Source organism: Paludibacterium yongneupense DSM 18731 (genome assembly GCF_000422925.1).
Lineage (GTDB): Bacteria > Pseudomonadota > Gammaproteobacteria > Burkholderiales > Chromobacteriaceae > Paludibacterium > Paludibacterium yongneupense.
Genome location: NZ_AUGZ01000009.1, coordinates 65995 through 86246, shown reverse-complemented (window position 1 = coordinate 86246; position 20252 = coordinate 65995). Strand labels below are relative to the sequence as shown.

The 20252-nt window shown below is 63.3% G+C and carries 17 protein-coding genes; 10 read left to right on the top strand and 7 right to left on the bottom strand.

The features are described from left to right. The first annotated feature begins 32 nt into the window (after positions 1 to 32). Genes G520_RS0105820 through G520_RS23910 form a run of 3 tightly spaced genes read left to right on the top strand, consistent with a single transcriptional unit; the run spans position 33 to position 3085 of the window. Complete coding sequence (locus G520_RS0105820) at positions 33 to 1439, top strand: MATE family efflux transporter (protein ID WP_028534827.1); 1407 nt, start codon at positions 33 to 35, stop codon at positions 1437 to 1439. A gap of 2 nt (positions 1440 to 1441) precedes the next feature. Beyond that, on the top strand, positions 1442 to 2461 hold the full coding sequence (gene murB / locus G520_RS0105815) for a UDP-N-acetylmuramate dehydrogenase (protein ID WP_428829236.1): 1020 nt from the start codon (positions 1442 to 1444) through the stop codon (positions 2459 to 2461). A 15-nt stretch (positions 2462 to 2476) separates the two neighbouring features. Beyond that, positions 2477 to 3085 (top strand): HAD family hydrolase, encoded by a 609-nt coding sequence (locus G520_RS23910; RefSeq protein WP_051229100.1) that lies wholly within the window; start codon positions 2477 to 2479, stop codon positions 3083 to 3085. A gap of 7 nt (positions 3086 to 3092) precedes the next feature. Here the strand turns inward: G520_RS23910 and G520_RS0105805 are convergent, their stop codons facing one another. Continuing rightward, positions 3093 to 3749 carry an energy-coupling factor ABC transporter permease gene (locus G520_RS0105805; protein ID WP_028534825.1) on the bottom strand — a complete coding sequence of 219 codons (657 nt, stop codon included), beginning with the start codon at positions 3747 to 3749 and terminating at the stop codon, positions 3093 to 3095. 76 nt (positions 3750 to 3825) lie between these two features. Here G520_RS0105805 and nadC point away from each other — a divergent pair, with 76 nt between their 5' ends. Beyond that, on the top strand, positions 3826 to 4668 hold the full coding sequence (gene nadC, locus G520_RS0105800; RefSeq protein ID WP_028534824.1) for a carboxylating nicotinate-nucleotide diphosphorylase: 843 nt from the start codon (positions 3826 to 3828) through the stop codon (positions 4666 to 4668). Here the strand turns inward: nadC and G520_RS0105795 are convergent. The 4 genes from G520_RS0105795 to trxA form a co-directional block, all read right to left on the bottom strand. Continuing rightward, on the bottom strand, positions 4665 to 5276 hold the full coding sequence (locus tag G520_RS0105795; RefSeq protein ID WP_051229098.1) for a CoA pyrophosphatase: 612 nt from the start codon (positions 5274 to 5276) through the stop codon (positions 4665 to 4667). The genes nadC and G520_RS0105795 overlap by 4 nt on opposite strands. Next, positions 5273 to 5896 (bottom strand): trimeric intracellular cation channel family protein, encoded by a 624-nt coding sequence (locus G520_RS0105790; RefSeq protein ID WP_036665543.1) that lies wholly within the window; start codon positions 5894 to 5896, stop codon positions 5273 to 5275. The genes G520_RS0105795 and G520_RS0105790 overlap by 4 nt, the downstream gene beginning before the upstream one ends. Before the next feature lie 114 nt (positions 5897 to 6010). Then, positions 6011 to 7267, bottom strand: a complete 1257-nt coding sequence (gene rho, locus G520_RS0105785) for a transcription termination factor Rho (protein WP_028534821.1) — start codon at positions 7265 to 7267, stop codon at positions 6011 to 6013. Between the two features lie 124 nt (positions 7268 to 7391). After that, a complete protein-coding gene (gene trxA, locus G520_RS0105780) occupies positions 7392 to 7718 on the bottom strand; it encodes a thioredoxin TrxA (RefSeq protein WP_028534820.1) in 327 nt (108 codons plus the stop codon). A gap of 213 nt (positions 7719 to 7931) precedes the next feature. Between trxA and fabI the strand changes: the two genes are divergently transcribed. The 5 genes from fabI to G520_RS21730 all read left to right on the top strand — a co-directional run bounded on the left by fabI (position 7932) and on the right by G520_RS21730 (position 17211). Next, positions 7932 to 8723 (top strand): enoyl-ACP reductase FabI, encoded by a 792-nt coding sequence (gene fabI, locus G520_RS0105775; protein WP_028534819.1) that lies wholly within the window; start codon positions 7932 to 7934, stop codon positions 8721 to 8723. 312 nt (positions 8724 to 9035) lie between these two features. Continuing rightward, positions 9036 to 10145, top strand: a complete 1110-nt coding sequence (locus tag G520_RS0105770) for a response regulator (protein WP_028534818.1) — start codon at positions 9036 to 9038, stop codon at positions 10143 to 10145. A 133-nt stretch (positions 10146 to 10278) separates the two neighbouring features. Next, positions 10279 to 13359: an ATP-binding protein gene (locus G520_RS23905; RefSeq protein WP_051229096.1), complete on the top strand. Its 3081-nt coding sequence runs from the start codon at positions 10279 to 10281 to the stop codon at positions 13357 to 13359. Next, on the top strand, positions 13356 to 13796 hold the full coding sequence (locus tag G520_RS0105760) for a response regulator (RefSeq protein WP_028534817.1): 441 nt from the start codon (positions 13356 to 13358) through the stop codon (positions 13794 to 13796). The genes G520_RS23905 and G520_RS0105760 overlap by 4 nt, the downstream gene beginning before the upstream one ends. A 7-nt stretch (positions 13797 to 13803) precedes the next feature. Beyond that, entirely contained in the window at positions 13804 to 17211 is a 3408-nt protein-coding gene (locus G520_RS21730) for a PAS domain S-box protein (RefSeq protein ID WP_036665488.1), read from the top strand. 36 nt (positions 17212 to 17247) lie between these two features. Here the strand turns inward: G520_RS21730 and G520_RS21725 are convergent, their stop codons facing one another. Beyond that, complete coding sequence (locus tag G520_RS21725; protein ID WP_051229094.1) at positions 17248 to 17649, bottom strand: hypothetical protein; 402 nt, start codon at positions 17647 to 17649, stop codon at positions 17248 to 17250. 183 nt (positions 17650 to 17832) lie between these two features. Here G520_RS21725 and G520_RS0105745 point away from each other — a divergent pair, with 183 nt between their 5' ends. After that, positions 17833 to 18963: a succinylglutamate desuccinylase/aspartoacylase family protein gene (locus G520_RS0105745; protein WP_028534816.1), complete on the top strand. Its 1131-nt coding sequence runs from the start codon at positions 17833 to 17835 to the stop codon at positions 18961 to 18963. 64 nt (positions 18964 to 19027) lie between these two features. Here G520_RS0105745 and G520_RS25665 read toward each other — a convergent pair whose 3' ends face one another. Beyond that, complete coding sequence (locus tag G520_RS25665; protein ID WP_084637496.1) at positions 19028 to 20227, bottom strand: methyl-accepting chemotaxis protein; 1200 nt, start codon at positions 20225 to 20227, stop codon at positions 19028 to 19030. Between the last annotated feature and the right edge of the window lie 25 nt (positions 20228 to 20252).

Genomic DNA, 20252 nt, shown 5'->3' with positions numbered 1-20252 from the left:
AATGCCGCTTTGCCTTCGCCAGATACTTATCGATGCCGTTCGACTTTCACCGCGCCGCACCCGGACGCCTCAGCGGCGAGGGCAAGCAGCTGATTTGCCTCGCCCTGCCGATGATGATCGCCCAGATAGCCCAGGTCGCCACCGGTTTTGTCGACACCGTCATGTCCGGCCGCGTCAGCACCGGCGATCTGGCGGCCGTGTCGCTCGGCTCCAGCATTTTTCTCACCGTCTACGTGACGCTGATGGGGGTCGTGACCGCGCTGAACCCCATCCTTGCCCACCATGTCGGCGCCAACGATCACAAACGCGTCGGCGAAACCGCGCGCCAGGGACTGGTCTTCGGTGCCCTGATCGGCCTGTTCGGCATGCTGCTGATGTTCGCGCTCGAACCGCTGCTCGCCAGCGTATTGAACCTGCCGCCCGACGTCGAAGCCAAGATCATGCTGTTCATTTCCGGCAGCGCGCTGGCCATGCCGGCGGCCATGATCCATCGCGCACTGCATGCGCTGGCATCCAGCCTCAACCGTCCGCGCCCCATCATGCTGGTAAGCCTGTGTGCACTGGGGCTCAATATTCCGCTCAACTACATTCTGATACACGGCCTGTTCGGGCTGCCGCGGATGGGCGGGGCCGGTTGCGGCTGGGCGACCGCAGCGGCCTTCTGGTTCAACAGCATCGCCCTGTGGGTCTATATGGCGGCAAGCCCTGCCTTTGCCCGCTACCGCCTGTCAGCACGGCTGCCGCGGCCTGATTTCGCCATGCATCGCACCTTCCTGCGCCTGGGCTTGCCGATCGCCCTGTCCTTTTTCGTCGAAATCAGCCTGTTCTCCTTCATCGCACTGCTGATCGCGCGCCTGGGTACGGTCGTCGTAGCCAGCCATCAGGCCGTGCTGAATTTTTCCAGCCTAATCTATATGGTGCCGCAAAGCATATCGACCGCATTGTCCGTACGCGTCGGGCAGAGTATAGGCGCCGGCGATCCGCAGGGCGCGCGCATGATCTGCGGCGTCGGCCTGTGCCTCGGCCTCGCCACCGCGCTCTGCACCATGCTGGCCATCCTGTTCGGCCGCCATGCGATCATTTCAATGTACACATCGGACCCGCAACTGATCGCCATGGGCAGCACCCTGCTGATTTTCGCCGCCGTCTATCAGCTGACCGACGCCGCGCAGACCATCGCTTCCGGCGCCTTGCGCGGCTACAAGCTGACCCGGATTCCGATGGCGATCCACATCGTTTCTTTCTGGGGTGCCGGCCTCGGCCTGGGCATCGTACTGGGCATGACCGACTGGGTGGTTTCACCCGCACTCGGCATCTACGGCTTCTGGAGCGCACTGGTGATCAGCCTCAGCGCGGCAGCCGCGCTGCTGGTCGCCTACCTGGTGCGGGAAAGCCGCCGCCGCATCCCGCTCGACCTGGCAAAGGGCCAAACAACGTGAGCCTGGAATTTCTAGACGCCGTATCGCTGCGTGAGCGCCACACTTTCGGCATGGACGTGCGTGCGCGCCGCTTCGCCGTACTGTCCACACTCGACGACCTGCCTGCCATCCGCAGCGAAGCCGAGCACAGCGGTCGCGTATTATGGCTGGGGGGAGGCAGCAATCTGCTGTTCACCCGCGACTTCGACGGTCTGGTGGTGCAAATCGCCCTCAAGGGCATCCGCACACTGGCCGACGACGGCAAGGATGTCATCGTCGAAGCCGCCGCCGGCGAAAACTGGCATGACTTTGTACGCCATACCCTCGCCCGCGGCTGGCATGGGCTGGAAAACCTGAGCCTGATCCCCGGCACCGTCGGAGCAAGCCCGGTGCAGAATATCGGCGCCTACGGCGTCGAAGTAAAAGATTGCATCAGCGAAGTCGTCTGCGCCGATCTGGATGATAACGGCCGCCTCCTTGTCCTCGGCAACGCCGACTGCCGCTTCGGCTACCGCGACAGCATTTTCAAACGCCAGGCGGCGGGACGGCTGCTGGTCGTCGCCGTCCGCTTCAAGCTGTCCCGACAGGCGGCCGCGCTGACCGGCTACGGCGACATCCGCGCCGAGCTTGCGCGCATGGGCCGCGCCGGCACCCCCTCGGCGCTCGATATCAGCGACGCCGTCATGCACATCCGCGCGGCCAAGCTGCCCGACCCGGCGCACCTGGGCAACGCCGGCAGTTTTTTCAAGAATCCGGTGCTGCCCGCCGCCGACGCGCGCGCACTGATCGCGCACAACCCGGAACTGCCGCATTATGCGGCGGGCACGGGCAAGACCAAGCTCGCCGCCGGATGGTTGATCGAGCAGGCCGGCTTCAAGGGGCTGCGCGAGGGCGATGCCGGCGTACACGCCAGACAGGCCCTGGTGCTGGTCAACTACGGCCATGCCAGTGGCAAAGAAATTCAGGCGCTTGCGCAACGCATCCAGGAAGCCGTGCACACCCGTTATGGCGTCGCACTGGAGGCGGAGCCCGTCATTCTCTAACCACACGGAGAACTCATGTCGACTATCGACGTATTGCTGTTTGATATGGGAGGCGTTCTGGTGCACTGGGACGGCACCACGCCCTTGGTCGAATTGACCGCCGGCCGCCTGGACCGGGAGCAGGCGCGGCGCTTCTGGCTGACGTCGCCCTGGGTGGCACGACACGATCTGGGCCTGTGCACGCTGCACGAATTTGCCGCCGGTGCGATCGAAGAATTGCAGCTGGATATCGACACCGAGGCTTTCATTGCACGCTACACCGGCTGGGTCAGCGGCGCCTACCCCGGCATACCCGAGTTGCTGGCGACGCTGGGGCGACGTTTTCGCCTCGCTTCGCTCACCAATAACAATGCCGCGCATTACGACCACATTGCCGCCGACTTCGGCATCGTCGAGCACTTCCAGACGATATTCGCCTCGCACCTGATCGGGATGAAGAAACCGGATCGAAACGTCTACCGTCACGTGACCACCGAACTCGGTGTCGAACCGGCGCGCATCGCCTTTTTCGACGACAACCCCGAATGTCTGCAGCCGGCGCGCGAGATAGGCTGGCAGACGTTTCTCACCCGGGGGCCGGACGAGCTGCGCGCCACGCTCATCGCGCAGGGCTGGCTCGACTGAAAACGCATCAGCGACGGTCCAGGTAGCGCCTGTCATCGAAAGTCGAGACCCAGTGCGGCCGGTATACGACCAGAATCGAGAGCACCAGACCGGTGGTAAACGCCTCCGACCACGACAGCAGCAGATAATAGGGCATGACCGAACCGAGCAACTCGTCCCAGGGATAGGCCCCCGCCAGGCCGAGAAACAGCAGCGCGGCGAGGTTGACGGCCAGCAGGCTGAGTCCGCCACCGAGGAAGGCCACCAGAAAGATATACACGAACAGATTGGCAGGCAGGCAGCGCTCGCACGCCAGGCGCAGCACCGTGGTCAGCCCCACCGGCAGCGCCCCGCCGATGAGCAGGTCGAGACCGAAGGCAGGGATCTCGCCCTGCCCTGCCAGTCCCTGCACCAGCAACAGCAATGCGCAAGCGAGCACGGCGTGCCAGGGCCCCATCAGCAGCGAAAACGCAGCGGCGCCCAGCAGGTGAAAACCGAGCCCGGGCCGCAGCGTCAGTTGCAGCGACCATAGCGCGGCAGTCAACGCCACCGCCGCAAGCCAGGCATTGACCCGCTGCGGATCGGGCCGACCGCCACGGACGAAGGCCAGCCCCAGCAACGCCAGCGCCAGCGCGTTGCACAGCCACAGCAACAAAGAGGGGAATAGCGCAGCGGGTAGATTCATGGGCCGGCTTTCATTTCCCGAAATATATGCATCATCTTAGCCGCGCCGCATTGCGGCGCCCAATGGAGAACACACTATGCCACGACTTCCCGCCGCCCATCACATCGCCCAGCAGGTTGCGCAGGCCTTGAGCGAAGACATCGGCCGCTGCGACTGGACTGCCGCCCTGATCGAAGCCGCACATCAGGGACAGGCCACGGTCATCGCACGCGAAGACGCCATTTTATGCGGCCAGTCGTGGTTCGAGGAATGCTTCCGCCAGATCGATGCCTCGGTACGTATCGTCTGGCATGCGGAAGAAGGTCAGGCCGTCGCCGCCAACCAGCTCCTGTGCGAACTGGAGGGTCCGGCGCGCGCGCTGCTGACCGGCGAACGTTCGGCGCTGAATTTTCTGCAACTGCTATCGGCGGTCGCCACCCGGACCCGTCGCTATGTCGACCGGATCGCCGGTACGCGCGCACGCATTCTCGACACCCGCAAGACCTTGCCCGGGCTGCGGCTCGCCCAGAAATACGCGGTCACGTGCGGCGGCGGCGAAAACCAGCGCATCGGCCTCTACGACGGCATTCTGATCAAGGAAAACCACATAATGGCCGCCGGCGGCATCGCCAGCGCGGTCACCCGCGCGCGCGCGATTGCACCGGCCGATGTCGGCGTGCAAGTGGAAGTCGAGACGCTGGCCGAATTGCGCGAGGCGCTGGACGCGGGGGCCGATTCGGTATTACTCGACAATATGGACATCGGCACCTTGCACGAGGCGGTCGCCATCGCCGCCGGCCGCGCCCGGCTGGAAGCCTCGGGCGGCGTCGACATGGATACCGTGCGTGCGATCGCCGAAACCGGCGTCGACCGTATTTCGATCGGCAAGCTGACGAAGGATGTAACCGCAGTCGACCTGTCGATGCGATTCAAACTCTAGGCACACCGGGTCAGTGTCGCCGCCAGCAAGCGCAGCATGGCGGCAGTCGCACCCCATACCGGCGTGCCCGCCAACGCCAGATACTGCCCGCGCACATCGTCGCGTTCGTAATCGTGGCGGGTATAGTTGGCAGGGTCCAGCGCGCGGGCAAGCGGAACTTCGATGATCCCGGCGACCTCGCCCGGTTCCGGCCGCAGCTGCAGCGGTGCGGATAGCAGAGCCACCACCGGCGTGACCACGAAATGGGTGATCGTGACATAAGGCGGCAGCACGCCGACCACGGTGACCCGTTCGCGCGCGAGACCGATCTCTTCTTCGGCTTCGCGCAAGGCGGTATCAACGGCATCGCGATCGCCGGCATCCACTTTGCCGCCGGGAAAGCTCACCTGCCCGGCATGGGTCGGCAGGGTGTCGCTGCGGCGCGTGAGCAGCACAGTCGGAGGTTCGTCGGCATGCCACACCAGCGGAACCAGCACTGCCGCCGGCCGGTCGTCGCTGCTCGCCTTCCTTAGCGGCAAATCGCCGTGCCAGCCGCTGGCCGGCCCGGCTGCAAGCCGTTCGCGCAACCAGGCCTCGGCCTGGAGCGTATCGTCGGGCAACGCCCTCATCGCGGGCCCGTCCCGCCGCCGGCGGCAATTTTTGGCAATTTCATATCTCCCCAGTGGGCGACCAGCCGTATGGTCAGGCCGACAAGAAACAATAGCTGAAGCGTCAACAGATTGACCAGCGCCAATCGGTCGAGCAGGAACAGTGCGCCAGCCACCAGAATGGACACCGTCCCGTAGAAATCCTGGTGCAAAATAAACGGGATGTCGTTCACCATCATATCGCGCACCACGCCACCGCCTACAGCCGTGACGAAGCTCAGAGCCACCACGCCGAAAGCATTCAGGTCGAACATCAGGCCGACCTGGGCACCGGTAATGCTGAAGGCCACCAGCCCCAGCGAGTCTGCGATGATGAACAGACGGTGGAAAGAACCGCTGTCCCGCCGGTGCAGCCGCACGAGCCAAGACAAAAATACCGTGACGGCAATGATGACGATGCTGTCGTAATCGTAGAATACCAGCGGCACACGATGCACCATCATATCGCGGATGATCCCGCCGCCGATGGCCGTCAGCAGCGACACGATCAGGATGCCCAGCAGGTCCAGGCGCTTCTGTACGCCGACCACATAGCCGGAAAAGGCGAAGGCAACGGTTCCGATCGCAGAGAACCATTGCATCAGATCGACTCGGTCCACTTGGATTTCAATCCCGTAAAAAAAACGCCGGACACGAAGTCCGGCGTTTCTGTCTGCGTGCACACGGGCACGCGCGATATCGTTGATGCAGCCCGCTCAGCGACGCATCGAATCGAAGAACGCCAGATTGGACTTGGCGGCCCGGATCTTGTCCTGCAAGAATTCCATCGCGTCCAGATCGTCCATCGGGTAGAGCAGCTTGCGCAGCACCCAGATGCGTTGCAGCTGGTCCTGCGGGATCAGCAACTCTTCGCGACGCGTGCCGGAACGGTTGATGTTCAGCGCCGGGAAAATCCGCTTCTCCGCCATACGGCGGTCGAGGTGGATTTCCATATTGCCGGTACCCTTGAATTCTTCGTAGATCACATCGTCCATGCGCGAGCCGGTCTCGATCAGGGCGGTAGCGATAATCGTCAGCGAGCCGCCTTCTTCGATATTGCGCGCGGCGCCGAAGAAACGCTTCGGGCGCTGCAGCGCATTGGCGTCGACACCGCCGGTCAATACTTTGCCAGATGCCGGTACCACGGTATTGTAGGCTCGGGCCAGACGGGTGATGGAGTCGAGCAGGATCACCACGTCTTTTTTGTGTTCCACCAGGCGCTTGGCCTTTTCGATCACCATTTCGGCGACCTGAACGTGGCGGGTGGCCGGTTCGTCGAAGGTCGACGACACCACTTCGCCGCGCACCGAACGCTGCATTTCGGTCACTTCTTCCGGACGTTCGTCGATCAGCAGCACGATCATTTCGACGTCGGGATGATTGGACGTGATCGCATGCGCGATATGCTGGAGCATCACGGTCTTGCCCGATTTCGGCGGAGCGACCAGCAGGCCGCGCTGGCCTTTGCCGATAGGCGCAATCAGATCGATGATGCGGCCGGTGATGTTTTCCTCGGCGCGGATATCGCGTTCCAGATGCAGCTGTTCGGTCGGGAACAGCGGCGTCAGGTTTTCGAACAGGATCTTGTGCTTGGAGTTTTCCGGCGCGTCGTGGTTGACGCGATCGACCTTGACCAGCGCGAAGTAGCGCTCGCCGTCTTTGGGGGTACGGATTTCGCCTTCGATCGAGTCGCCGGTATGCAGGTTGAAACGGCGGATCTGGCTCGGACTGACGTAGATGTCATCCGGACCGGCCAGGTAGGACGTGTCCGGGCTGCGCAGGAAGCCGAAACCATCCGGCAACACCTCCAGCGTCCCCTCGCCAAATATGCTTTCGCCCTTTTTGGCCTGATTTTTCAGAAGCGCAAAAATGAGATCCTGCTTGCGCAGTCGGTTGGCACCGTCGATCTCATTGGCAATAGCCATTTCAACCAGTTCGGTGACATGAAGATGTTTTAGGTCAGATAAATGCATAGCGGCCGTGGTCGACTCGAATACGATTTAGCGGTAAGAGGCTAATCAGGGGTGTGGAAGCGGGTAACGGAACGGGCGGCTTAAGACTCCGCCCGCTTGAAGAATTGAAGGGAGATTAGACTCTTTAAATGTTCTTGTCAACAAACTCGATGAGCTGGTTTTTGGACAGCGCGCCAACCTTGGTGGCGGCGACCTGGCCGTCCTTGAACAGCATCAGCGTCGGAATGCCGCGGATGCCGTACTTGGGCGCGGTCAGCTCGTTCTGGTCGATATTGAGTTTGGCGATGGTCAGGCGGCCGGCGTAGTCGCGGGCCGCGTCTTCCAGAATCGGAGCGATCATCTTGCACGGGCCGCACCACTCGGCCCAGAAATCGACCAGAACCGGCCCTGCTGCCTTGAGCACGTCCAGTTCGAAAGAGTCGTCGCTAATGTGTTTGATCAGATCGCTCATGGCTACCTCTGCTTGATTTTGTTCGGTGTTCGATGCAGGAATGGTAGCAAGCCCCCGGTGGGGAAGCAACCCGCCACTCGCCGCAGACGCGCCCGGCGGACGGATCATCCTGAGTCTTTGGCACCACAGCGCGACGCTTTGCGCGAACGGGTAATGTGCGAACAGCCCGGCTTCGGTATAATGAGCGGCTGTTTCTACCGAGAAGGACTCAAGATGGGCTTCCTGCATGGCAAAAAAATTCTGATTACCGGCATGATTTCCAACCGTTCCATCGCCTACGGCATCGCCCAGGCCTGTTATCGTGAAGGCGCCGAACTGGCCTTCACCTACGTGATGGATAAACTGGAAGACCGCGTGAGCGAACTGGCCCGCGAGTTCGGCAATGCCAAGGTATATCGCTGCGACGTGCAGAACGATGCGGAAATCGAACAGCTGTTCGTCGAGCTGGGCCGCGACTGGGACGGACTCGACGGGCTCGTGCATGCCATCGCCTTCGCTCCGCGCGAAGCGCTGGCCGGCAGCTTCCTCGACTCGCTGAGCCGGGAAGCGTTCCAGATCGCGCACGACGTATCGGCCTACAGCTTCCCGGCACTGGCCAAGGCAGCCCACCCGATGATGAAAGGGCGCAAGGCCGCCTTGCTGACCCTGTCCTACCTCGGCGCCGTCCGTGCGATTCCGCACTACAATGTGATGGGCATGGCCAAGGCCAGCCTGGAATCCGCCGTTCGCTTCATGGCAAGCGGCCTCGGGCGGGAAGGTATCCGCGTAAACGGCATTTCGGCCGGCCCGATCAAGACACTGGCCGCTTCCGGCATCCGCGACTTCGCCAAGCTGCTGCACCATGTGGCCGAGCACGCGCCGCTGCATCGCAATGTAACCATCGAGGAAGTCGGCAACACTGCCGCCTTCCTGCTGTCCGACCTGGCCTCCGGCATCACCGGCGAGATCACTTATGTCGACGGCGGTTACAACATCAACGCGCTGAGCGTTGGAGAAGACGAGTAAGCCGCGAAGCCCGGCAGGCCGCTCCCCCGGCCTGGTCGACCCCGCGCCGCGCACCCGAAGGATCCGGAGACCCCGGATCCTTTTTTATTGCCGCTGCCGCGCACTCCAATGCATAAAACAGGGCCTGGACGCCTGTTTTAGCTGCTATTGTTCAGCACAAGGGAAGTGGATTGCCCGCCGTTCCCGCCAGGAATGCGGACAGGAGAAAGCCTTGCCGCAAAGACGACCCGAACGACATAATATGGATAAAAAATAATCACTCCCGGTTACGCGCGCCAGCAGCGATGCAACCGGAGTTTATTTGGGGCGGCCATGCCGGGCACCACAGCTCTGACCTTGTTGCTTGTCGACGACTCGCCCGAGAATCTCACCATTCTCGGCGAGTTGCTGCGACCGCACTATCGCGTCCGCGCCGCCACCTCGGGCGAGCGCGCCTTGCGCATCGCCGCAGCCCTCCCCCATCCCGACCTGATCCTGCTCGACGTCATGATGCCCGGTCTGGATGGCTACCAGGTTTTCGAACGATTGCGCGCCAACCCGGCCACCCGCGATATTCCTGTCATCTTCGTCACCGGCATGGACAGCACCGAGGCGGAGATGCACGGCCTCGCCGCCGGAGCGGTCGATTACATCACCAAACCCATCATCCCCCCCATCGTTCTGGCTCGCGTCCATACCCAGCTCGAGCTCAAGCATATCCGGGATCGCCTGCGCGACCAGAACACCTACCTGGAAGCCGAAGTCGCCCGTCGGATGACCGAGAACGAAATAACGCAGGAAGTCAGTATCCGCGCCCTGGCCCATCTGGCCGAAATCCGCGATACGGAGACAGGCAACCACATCCTGCGTACCCAGCGCTATGTACAGCTGCTGGCCAGCGGCCTGAGCCGCCTGCCGCGCTTCGCCGGACAGCTGACCGAACGCTACATCCGTCTGCTCGCACGCTCGGCGCCCTTGCACGACATCGGCAAGGTGGGCATTCCCGACGCCATACTGCGCAAGCCGGGTCCGCTCACGCCGGAAGAATGGGAAATCATGAAAACCCACGCCCGGCTCGGCAGCGATGCCATCGAGCTGGCCGAGCGCGATGCGCCGATGCCGGTCGATTTTCTCGCCATCGCCAAGGAAATCGCGCACTGGCATCATGAACGCTGGGATGGCAGCGGCTACCCCGACGGACTGCAAGGCGAGGCGATCCCGGTTTCGGCCCGCATCATGGCGCTGTCCGACGTGTTCGACGCACTGGTTACACGCCGCGTGTACAAGGCCGCGCTCGACCATGGCGAGGCGCGCGAAATCATCAGCCGGGGCCGCGGGCGCCATTTCGACCCCGACATCGTCGATGCCTTTCTCGCGGCTTTCGACGCCTTTTGCGATGTCGCGACACGCTACGGCGACTCCGTGACGGACACCGTGCGATGACGCCCCGCCCCACGGCGCTGCCGGCCGGAGAGCCTGGCATGCACGCAACGCGGGGCCATCCCCCCCAAGTCGCGGCGCTCGCGGCTTTGCCGCAAGCGGGCCTGGCGCGCGACGACCATCGGGACGGAGTACGATGAAAAAACGGCTCTTGCTGGCGATCCTGCTGCCCATACCGGCTTTGGCCGTGCAGTGGGCGCTCTGGCGCTGGTTGTCGCCCTTCGTCTGGTTTCTGTTCTTTCCCACCGTATTTTTCAGCGCCCGCCTCGGCGGATTAAGAGGCGGACTGTGCAGCGCCATACTGAGCACGCTCCTGGTATGGTTTTTTTTCATCCCGCCGCAGTTGAGCTGGAAATTCGACAACCCCGCCAATATGTATTCGGCCGGCCTGTTTTTGCTCATGGGCTATCTGTTCAGCGATAGCCAGGAACGGTTGCGGCGTGAACGGGACAAGACCCGGTCCGCGTTGGCCGCGACCCGGTCCGCGAACGACAAGATCACCCAGCTTTATGAAAAAACCATGGAACTGGACGAGATCAAAACCCGCTTTTTCGCCAACGTCAGCCACGAACTGCGCACCCCGCTGACGCTGATCATCAGCCCCCTCAGCCGGCGCCTGGCCCGCCCCCCCGCCGCCGGGGAAAACCGGCTCGAAGACGAAATGATGCTGCGCAGTGCGCAGCAGCTGCACCACCAGGTCAGCGACCTGCTCGATATCGCCAAACTCGAAGCCGGCAGCATGGGCATGGAGTACACGCGCACCGATATCGCCGCCCTCACCCGACTGACGGCGATGCAGTTCGACTCGCTGGCGCGCGAGAAGGCCATCGGCTATACGCTCGATCTGCCGCCGCAGCTGGAGGTGGAGATCGACGCCCCCAAATTCGAGCGCATTCTGCTCAATCTGCTGTCCAATGCCTTCAAATTCATTCCGGCCGGCGGCCATATTGTCCTTCGCCTGCAGCAGCAGGACAGTGCGCTGCGGCTGGAGGTCGAGGATGATGGGGACGGCATTCCTGCCGACTTGCAAGAGGCGGTGTTCGAGCGATTTCGCCAGGTCGATGGCGGCAGCGAAAAGCGCTTCGACGGAACCGGGCTCGGACTGGCCATCGTCAAGGAATTCGCCGAGCTGCATGGCGGCAGTGCGCATGTCGAGACCGCCGCCAGCGGCGGGGCCCTGTTCGTGGTCAGCCTGCCGCAGCTCGCGCCGGCCGGCACGCGACTGCAGGACTCCGTCGCCGCCACGCACGCCGTCGCCCCGTGGGCAGGGGCCACGGCCGGCCGCACACAGGCCGCGAAGGCCGCGGATGCGGCCGGCCCTCATGCCCCGCTCATCCTGGTGGTGGAAGACAACCCGGACATGCGCGCCTACATCGTCGACTCGCTGCGCCCGAACTACCGCGTCACCAGTGCGCGCGACGGCGGCGAAGGACTTCGCCTCGCGCAACGGCACGCACCGGACCTGATCGTCAGCGACATCATGATGCCCGAGGTCGGCGGCGAGCGCATGGTGGCTGAACTGCGCCGCATCCCGGACCTGGCCGATGTCCCCATCATCATTCTCAGCGCGAGGATCGACGACGCCCTGCGCATCCGGCTGCTGGAAAACGCAGTACAGGACTATCTGACCAAACCCTTCATGATGGATGAACTGCTGGCCCGCATCGCGACCCTGCTCGCAGCCCGCAAGCGTTTCACCGACAGCGAGACCCGCTTCGAGGCGACCTTCGAACAGGCCGCGATGGGCATTGCCCTGCTCGCGCCCGACGGCCGCTGGCTGCGCGTCAATCCCGCGCTATGCAGTATCGTCGGCTATGCCTGGCACGAGTTGATGGAGTTGACCTTTCAGGATATTACCCTGCCGGACGACCTCGACCTCGACCTGGCCAATGTACGTCAGTTGCTAAGCGGCGCCATCCCGAGCTACACCCTGGAAAAACGCTACCTGCGCAAGCAGGGCGACATCGTCTGGGTCAATCTCACCGTGGCGCTGGTACGGCGCGAGGACGGCAGTCCCGACTATTTCATTTCGATGGTGGAAAACATACAGGCGCGCAAGCAGGCCGAGGCCGCATTGACGCAAAGCGAGGCCGAATTGCGCGCGGCGCAGCGCATGGCCGGCATCGGCCACTGGTCATGGGACGTCACGACCGGTGTTCACGTCTGGTCGGACGAAATCTATCGCATCTATGGCCGCGATCCGGCATGGCCTCCCGCCGCTTACCCCGAAGTCACGCAGTATTTCGCCGCGGATAGCTGGGCACGTCTTGCCGCTGCGGTGGAAAAAGGCCTCGCACTCGGCATCGCCTACGAATGCGATGCCGAGGTCATCCGGCCCGATGGCGAGCGGCGCTGGATCATCGCCCGCGGCGAAGCCACCCGCGCCACGGATGGAACGATCCTCGGTTTGCACGGCACGGTACAGGACATCAGCGAGCGCAAGCGGGCTGAAGAAGAAATTCGCCGCCTCAACACCGATCTGGAACGGCGGGTACAAGAGCGCACGGCCGAATTGAGCGCCGCCAATCTTGAACTCGACAGCTTCGCCTACTCGGTCTCCCACGATCTGCGCGCCCCGCTACGTGCCATGAACGGCTTCGCACAGGCGCTGCACGAAGACTATGGCCCCCTGCTTCCGGACGAAGGCCGGCAGTATCTCGATGAGATCGCCGGCGCGAGCCGCAAAATGGGCGAACTGATCAATGGCATGCTGGTTCTGTCGCGTTGCACGCGCGGCGAACTGAGGCACGACCCGATAGACATCTCCGCACTGGCGACCCACCTGCTGCAAGACCTGGTTCGCGACACCCCCGGGCGTCAGGTCGAGTGGCAGGTCGCGCCGGGCTTGCATGCGAGAGGCGATGTCCGCATGATCGAAGTCGTATTGCGCAACCTGCTCGACAACGCCTGGAAATATACCGCCAAGACCCCGGCGCCTACGATCAGAATGTACGCGGGGACGCTGGGTGGACTCGCCGGGTTTTGCGTGGAAGACAACGGTGCCGGCTTCCGGATGGAGCACGCCGAGCAGCTGTACCAGCCTTTTCGCCGGCTGCACCGGCAGGATGAATTTCCGGGCATAGGCATAGGACTGGCCACCGTCCAGCGCATTTTGCACCGCCACGGCGGCGAGATCCGGGCCGAGGCGGCCGTCGGCGCCGGCGCGACCTTCTGCTTCAGCCTGCCCGGCGTGGGCACGACAGGGGATGCAGCATGACAGCCAGAAGCATTTTGCTGGTCGAGGATAACCGGCAGGACGAAATCCTGATCTTGCGGGCCTTGAACAAGATTCACCTCGCCAACGAGGTCGATGTGGTACGCGATGGGCAGCAGGCGCTCGACTATCTGTTCGGCGAAGGCGAATTCACCAGCCGTGCCGACGCCGTATTGCCTATCGTGGTGCTGCTCGACATCGGACTGCCGCGCCTGTCCGGGCTCGAAGTTCTGGCCCGGCTGCGCGCGGACGCCCGCTGCCATTTGCTGCCGGTGGTCATCCTCACCTCCTCTGACGAAGAAACCGACCGCCTGCGCAGTTACGAGAACGGCGCCAATAGTTTCGTACGTAAACCCCTGGACTTTGCCGAATTCGCCCATACCGTGGCGCAACTCGGCGTTTACTGGCTAGCCACGAACGAGCCGCCGCACAAGCGATGAGACCGCCATGACTCCGCTCAAAATCCTCATCATAGAAGACGAGATCGCCGACTTCAGTCTGCTGCAACGTTCTTTGCGACAAAGCGATCTGAGCGCCGAGTGCCGGCGCGTCGATAGCGACGCGCAACTGGATCAGGCATTGCAAGAACACTGGGATATCGCCTTATCCGACTACAATGTGCCGGGAATGGAATTTCAAGCCACCTTGCGGCAGCTGCAGGCGCGCTGCCCCGGCTTGCCGGTCATCCTGGTCTCCGGCAGCGTGGGAGAAGAAACGGCAGTCGATCTGCTGCGGCTGGGACTCGCCGATTTCGTTCTCAAGGACCATCTGCAACGGCTGCCGACGGCGATTCACCGCGCGCGCGAAGAGGGCAGCGAGCGGCGCGCGCGCCTGAATGCCGAGTACGCGCTGCGCGAAAGCGAGGCGACCTACCGCTCGCTGTTCGAGAACATGATCAACGGCTACGCCCGCTGCCGCATGCTGTTCGAAAACGGCAGGCCAGTCGATTTCATCTATCTGGATGTCAATAAATCCTTCGCCCGCCTGACCGGGCTGGCCGACGTGATCGGGCGCAGGGTCAGCGAGGTCGTGCCCGGCATCCTGGAGGCGGACGCAGAGCTGATCCGCACTTATGGCCGGGTATCGCTCAGCGGCCAGCCTGAGCGTTTCGAGACCTACAGCTCCGCGCTGCGCCTGTGGTTCGCAATCTCGGTCTACAGTCCGCAGCGGGAAATATTCGTCGCCATCTTCGATGTCATCAACGAGCGCAAGGAGGCCGAACTCGCCCTGCGCGCGAGCGAGCGCCGCTTTCATGACATTGTCAAAGCCTCGGCCGACTGGTTCTGGGAGCTGGACGCCGAAGCGCGCTATACCTATGCATCCGAAAGCGTGCAGACGCTGCTCGGTTATACGCCGCAGGACATTCTCGGCAAGACGCCGTTCGACCTGATGCCGCCCGGCGAGAGTGATCGCGCGCGCGAACGGCTGAGAGAGATCGCCACGCGGCGCGAATCGTTTCGCGACCTCGATACCGTCAACCTGCACCGCGATGGCAGTCTGCGTCTGGTGCAGAGCAATGGCATGCCCATCCTGGATACGGACGGCCAGTTGCTCGGCTATCGCGGTCTGGACCGCAACGTTACCGAAAAGAAACAGGCCGAAGCCGAGGTCAGAAAACTGGCACAAGCGGTCGAGCAGAGCCCGGGCAGCGTCGTGATCACCAATCTTCTGGGCGATATCGAATACGTCAACGAGGCCTTCGAACGCAATACCGGTTATGCGCGCCATGAGGTCATCGGCCGCAATCCGCGCTTGCTGAAATCGGGCAACACCTCACCCGAGACCTACGCCCTGCTATGGAGGACGATACTGAGCGGTCAGACCTGGCAGGGCGAACTGTGCAATCTGCGCCGCGACGGCAGCGAGTTCATCGAGTTCGCCATCATCACTCCCATCCGCCAGGCCAACGATCGCATCACCCATTTCGTGGCGATCAAGGAGGACATCACCGAACGCAAACGCACCAGCGAAGAACTGGAACGCTATCGCCACCACCTCGAAGAACTGGTCGAGACACGCACCCACGAACTGGAACAGGCCAAGGCGGCGGCCGAGACGGCCAGCGCAGCCAAGAGCGCCTTCGTCGCCAATATGAGCCACGAGATCCGCACCCCGCTCAACGCCATCGTCGGGCTCACCCACCTGCTGCAACGCGGAGAGGCCAGTCCGTCGCAAAAAACCAAGCTCGCGAAAATCGTGGATGCCTCGCACCATCTGCTGCTGATCATCAACGACATCCTCGACTTTTCCAAGATCGAAGCCGGCAAGCTCGCGCTCAACATCGCCGACTTCGCCGTCGAGCGCATGCTGGATAATGTGATATCGATGATCGGTCCTCGCCTGCGCGACAAGGGCCTGGGCATGGTCGTCGAGCCCTCGCCGCTACCGCCCGTCATGATTGGCGACGCGACCCGTCTGGCGCAAGCACTGCTCAACTACCTGTCCAATGCGGTGAAATTTACGGAAAGCGGTCACATCACCGTCCGTCTCGTACTGGAGGAGGACGGCGTGTGCGATCAGCTGGTCCGCTTCGAGGTGAGCGACAGCGGCATCGGCATCGCGCCGGAAAAAATGCCCGGTCTGTTCGAAGCTTTCGAACAGATCGATGCCACCACCTCGCGCCGTTTCGGCGGTACCGGGCTCGGCCTGGCCATCACCCGCCGCCTCGCGCGACTGATGAATGGCGAGGCCGGCGTGGAGAGCCGCCTGGGCCAGGGCAGCCGTTTCTGGTTTACTGCCCGCCTGGGCAAGAGTGCGCTCACGCTGGCCGAGTTGGCGGAAACGCCGGCAGTCGCCGAGCAGAAGCTGCTGTCGGTGCCTTTCGGGCGGCGCATCCTGCTGGCAGAAGACAACCGGATCAACCAGGAGGTGGCGCTGGAACTGCTGCTCGAGGCCGGTCTGAAAGTCGACGTGGCCAACGATGGCTACGAAGCCCTCGAAAAAGCACGCGACGGCTGTTACGACCTGATACTGATGGACGTGCAGATGCCGCGCATGGACGGATTGGAGGCCACGCGCGCGATCCGTGCGCTGCCGGGCATGGCCACGCTTCCCATCCTGGCGATGACCGCCAACGCTTTCGACGAGGACAGGGAACGCTGCCGTGCCGCCGGCATGAACGATTTCATCGCCAAACCGGTCGATCCGGAGCGCCTGTTCGGGACGCTGCTACGCTGGCTGCCGGCAGGAACGGAAACCGGGCAGCCACGCCGGCCCGAGTCCGGCCCAAACGGGGCGGAGGCGATTCTCGCCCGCTTGTCGGCCATCCCCGAACTCGACGCGGCCCGCTGCCTGAAATTACTCAACGGCCGTGTCGCGCCCTATATACGCCTGTTGCGCCTGTTCGTGCAAAGCCACATCAACGACGTCGCACGTCTGCGCGAGATGCTGGCCCGGGGCGACAGTGAAACAGCCGGAAGACTCGCGCATACCCTGAAAGGCAGTTCCGCCAACCTCGGCGCCAGCGGCATCCAGCGGCTGGCGCAGGAGATCGAAAGTGCGATAGAAAGCGGACTGGCCCCGGAGGCCATGGCCCCCCTCACCGTCGCGCTGGAGTCGGCCATGCAGGCCCTGACTACAGCCATCCTCGCGGCACTTCCGGCCGAAACGGCCGCGCGCAAAGACGAGGCGGTGGACTGGAACACCGTGCGCAAGGTTCTGGCCGAACTGGAGCCGCTGCTCGACAGCAGCGACACGCAGGCCAATCAGATCGTGCAGACGCACGGCGCCTTGCTGAAGAGCGCGCTCGGACCGGCGGGGGCCGAGTTGCAACACCGGGTCGAGCATTTTCTGTACGAGGAGGCGCTGGAGACACTCCGCAGCGCGCACGTCCAACTCGCAGCGCAGAGGCCCTGATCCGCCAGCCTCTTGCGGGCTGGCCGCCCACTGGACTTATCCGCCGGCCTTGCCGCCGCTCTTGAGCACGCGGTAATCGGCCAGTACGCCATCGGCCTGCGCCCGGACCTGCCTGAAGGCGTCGGCCTGCTTCCAATCGACGAACTCCAGGGTTGGATCCAGTGCCTGCAAGGCGCGCAAGGCATGCTGGCACACCGCTACCGCAATATTGAAATCGGCGGGGCCGAGAACCTTTCCATTGCGGATTTTGCGATAGTGGACCGCTGTCATGCCGATATACTGGCGAGCCGTTTCGCGCCGATCGACCCCTCCGTCGCGCTCGAACTGCATCAGTACATCGACCACGCCGCGACACGCGGCTTCGGCGCGCTGCCAGCGCTTTTCATCTTCCGCCCGTACCGGAGCCGGTCCGGATTTAGTGTTTTTCTTTACCGCCATGCTGTCCGCCTGTTCACGATTCAGGCCGTATTCTACCCTGCCCCGCGTCCTGGCCCGACAAAAGGATGCGGGGGCGCACGATCCGCCGCGCAGAGTCGGGCCGAGCCTTAGCCGCGGCAGGCAAATTGAGGCACAATCGTTGCTTGAGCCGCTTATCTACTCCACCTGCTGCGATTGGTCATCATGGAACGTCACGAACACACATTGAAAAGCGGCTGCCTCGGTACGCGCCGCACCGTCTCCAGCTTTCATTTCGGTGCGCCGGACAGTGGCGGCAAAGCCTATATCCAGGCTTCCCTGCATGCCGACGAACTCCCCGGCATGCTGGTGGCGTGGTATCTGAAACGGGAACTGAATCGCCTTGAAGCCGAGGGCTGCGTGACCGGCGAAATCATCGTGGTGCCACAGGCCAATCCGATCGGCCATGCGCAAGCTTTGCTGGGGACTCCTCTGGGCCGTTTCGAACTCGCCAGCGGCAACAATTTCAACCGCCACTACCCGAGATTGAGCGATGCCGTCTACGCACGGGTCAAGGAAAGGCTCGGGGCAGACGCCGCCGGCAATACCCGCTTGATCCGTGCCGCCATTCGCAGCGAACTCGCCTTGCGCGAAGACGAGAGCGAACTGGATAGCCAGCGTACGATACTGATGTCGCTCGCGGCCGATGCTGATATCGTGCTCGACCTGCACTGCGACCTGCACGCGGCCTTGCACGTCTATACCGGCACCCCGCTGTGGGAACAATGCGCCCCCCTCGCGCGCCTGCTCGGTTCCAGCGCCCAGCTGCTGGCCACCGAATCCGGCGACGAGCCGTTCGACGAAGCCTGCAGCCAGACCTGGTGGCATATCCGCGACCGCTGCCTCGCCGACGGCCTCGAGGTCCCCATCGATATGGCCTGCCTGGCCGTCACCGTCGAATTGCGCGGCCAGCGCCAGGTCTCGCACGCACTGGCCTCCCGCGACGCCGCCGCCATCCTCGACTTTCTGCGTCTGCGCGGCCTGATCCACAGTGCGGCCGCGCCCCTGCTGCCCGAGCTGCGCTTCCCGGCGACGCCGCTGGCCGGATCGGAAAATCTGAAGGCGCCCTTCCCCGGTCTCGTCTGCTTCCATGTCGAACCGGGTGACGTCGTCACGGTCGGACAGCCGGTCGCCGATATCATCGATCCGCTGGACGACACCGTCGTCACGCTGTCTTCAGCTTACGGCGGCATGGTCTATGCCGTCAGCAATCACCCCTACGCCATGGCCGGCGCCTCGGTCGCGAAAGTCGCCACCAACAGTGTCATCAAGAGCGGAAAACTGCTTTCCGCGTGACAGCGCGCCCGCTACGGCAGAAGACCGGGCGTCGCGGGCCCCGGTCTTCTGCCCATCCGCCGCTTCACCCCTGTCCGAGCGCCTCGCGCAGATCGAAGGCCACAACCATGGACCATGCCGTTTCGACCTCGCCGATGCGTAGCGGCTGAAACACGCGCGCTTGCCCCTGTTCGTCGACATAACGAAACGCCTTCCCCTCTCGTACCGCGTCCAGCGCGGCGGCAGGCAAGTCACGCGCCCGCTGCCCGAGCTGGGCCGGATCGGGGTGAGTGACATAGATCCCCTGATTGGACACCAGCATGATGGACCCGATGCCGAACGGGCGCTTCTGAGCGAACTCCTGTTGCAGTTGCGACAAACCATAGTCGGCGCCGACAACGCCGATGAAACGTCCGCCGACCAGCAGCGGCGACATCAGCGAGGTCATCAACACCGGCTTGCCGCCGACCGGATACTCGTACGGCTCCATCAAGACATCCCGCCGCGTCTGCCGCGGCAATTCATAAAAATCGTTCTCGCCGGGGCGGTCGTAATTGGCAAGCGCTTCCACGGCGATGGCTCCGTTGCCACGGTGCCAGTACGGCACATAGCGACCACTCGCGTCGTGCCCCGGGGCAGAGACATACTCTGCGTCCAGCCCATCGAACGCTTGTGGCTCGCAACCGCAGGAAAAAGCGAGCAGATCGGGGTTGTTGCGCAGGCACTCGGCCATCATGGCGTCTACCGCCTCGCGCCGTGGTGTCACTCCGCGTTCCTTGATTCCCTGGATCATGAACTTTATGCCGTGCAGCGAAGCCGCCATGCGCGCGAAACGGCGCTCGAGACGTGCGGCATCGCGTTCGGCCAGCAGCGAGGCCATTTGCAGCACGGAATCGCGCTCGGCCTGTTCGACACCGCTGACCGCCAGATTACTCTCGGACTGTATCGATGCGATCATGGCTGAAATATCGGCCGTCGCACTGGACGTCCGCTCGGAAAGACGGCGCACCTCGTCGGCGACAACGGCAAAACCGCGCCCCTGTTCCCCCGCCCGCGCCGCCTCGATCGCGGCATTCAGGGCAAGAAGATTACTGTGTTTGGCCAGGCCGTTGATCGTACCGGTGATGGAACCGATTTCCTGAAAACGCAAGTCCAGCCTGGATACCAGTTGCTTGACCTGATCCAGCGTCCGGTTGATGGAGTCGCCCGCGGCCTCCGGCGCCGGTATTGCTGCAGCGCGTGGGGATGTCGGAGTCGAAAGAAGGGAAGACTGTAAGCGATCCATGCTGAACCTCGTGTCGCGTCGTTAA

Coding starts and splice junctions, on each gene's coding strand:
- G520_RS0105760 (WP_028534817.1), top strand. CDS start 13,356: ATGACAGCCAGAAGCATTTTGCTGGTCGAGGATAACCGGCAGGACGAA.
- trxA (WP_028534820.1), bottom strand. CDS start 7,718: ATGAGCGATCTGATCAAACACATTAGCGACGACTCTTTCGAACTGGAC.
- nadC (WP_028534824.1), top strand. CDS start 3,826: ATGCCACGACTTCCCGCCGCCCATCACATCGCCCAGCAGGTTGCGCAG.
- G520_RS25665 (WP_084637496.1), bottom strand. CDS start 20,227: ATGGATCGCTTACAGTCTTCCCTTCTTTCGACTCCGACATCCCCACGC.
- G520_RS0105805 (WP_028534825.1), bottom strand. CDS start 3,749: ATGAATCTACCCGCTGCGCTATTCCCCTCTTTGTTGCTGTGGCTGTGC.
- G520_RS0105770 (WP_028534818.1), top strand. CDS start 9,036: ATGCCGGGCACCACAGCTCTGACCTTGTTGCTTGTCGACGACTCGCCC.
- G520_RS21730 (WP_036665488.1), top strand. CDS start 13,804: ATGACTCCGCTCAAAATCCTCATCATAGAAGACGAGATCGCCGACTTC.
- G520_RS21725 (WP_051229094.1), bottom strand. CDS start 17,649: ATGGCGGTAAAGAAAAACACTAAATCCGGACCGGCTCCGGTACGGGCG.
- G520_RS23910 (WP_051229100.1), top strand. CDS start 2,477: ATGTCGACTATCGACGTATTGCTGTTTGATATGGGAGGCGTTCTGGTG.
- G520_RS0105795 (WP_051229098.1), bottom strand. CDS start 5,276: ATGAGGGCGTTGCCCGACGATACGCTCCAGGCCGAGGCCTGGTTGCGC.
- G520_RS23905 (WP_051229096.1), top strand. CDS start 10,279: ATGAAAAAACGGCTCTTGCTGGCGATCCTGCTGCCCATACCGGCTTTG.
- fabI (WP_028534819.1), top strand. CDS start 7,932: ATGGGCTTCCTGCATGGCAAAAAAATTCTGATTACCGGCATGATTTCC.
- G520_RS0105820 (WP_028534827.1), top strand. CDS start 33: ATGCCGTTCGACTTTCACCGCGCCGCACCCGGACGCCTCAGCGGCGAG.
- rho (WP_028534821.1), bottom strand. CDS start 7,267: ATGCATTTATCTGACCTAAAACATCTTCATGTCACCGAACTGGTTGAA.
- G520_RS0105790 (WP_036665543.1), bottom strand. CDS start 5,896: ATGCAATGGTTCTCTGCGATCGGAACCGTTGCCTTCGCCTTTTCCGGC.
- G520_RS0105745 (WP_028534816.1), top strand. CDS start 17,833: ATGGAACGTCACGAACACACATTGAAAAGCGGCTGCCTCGGTACGCGC.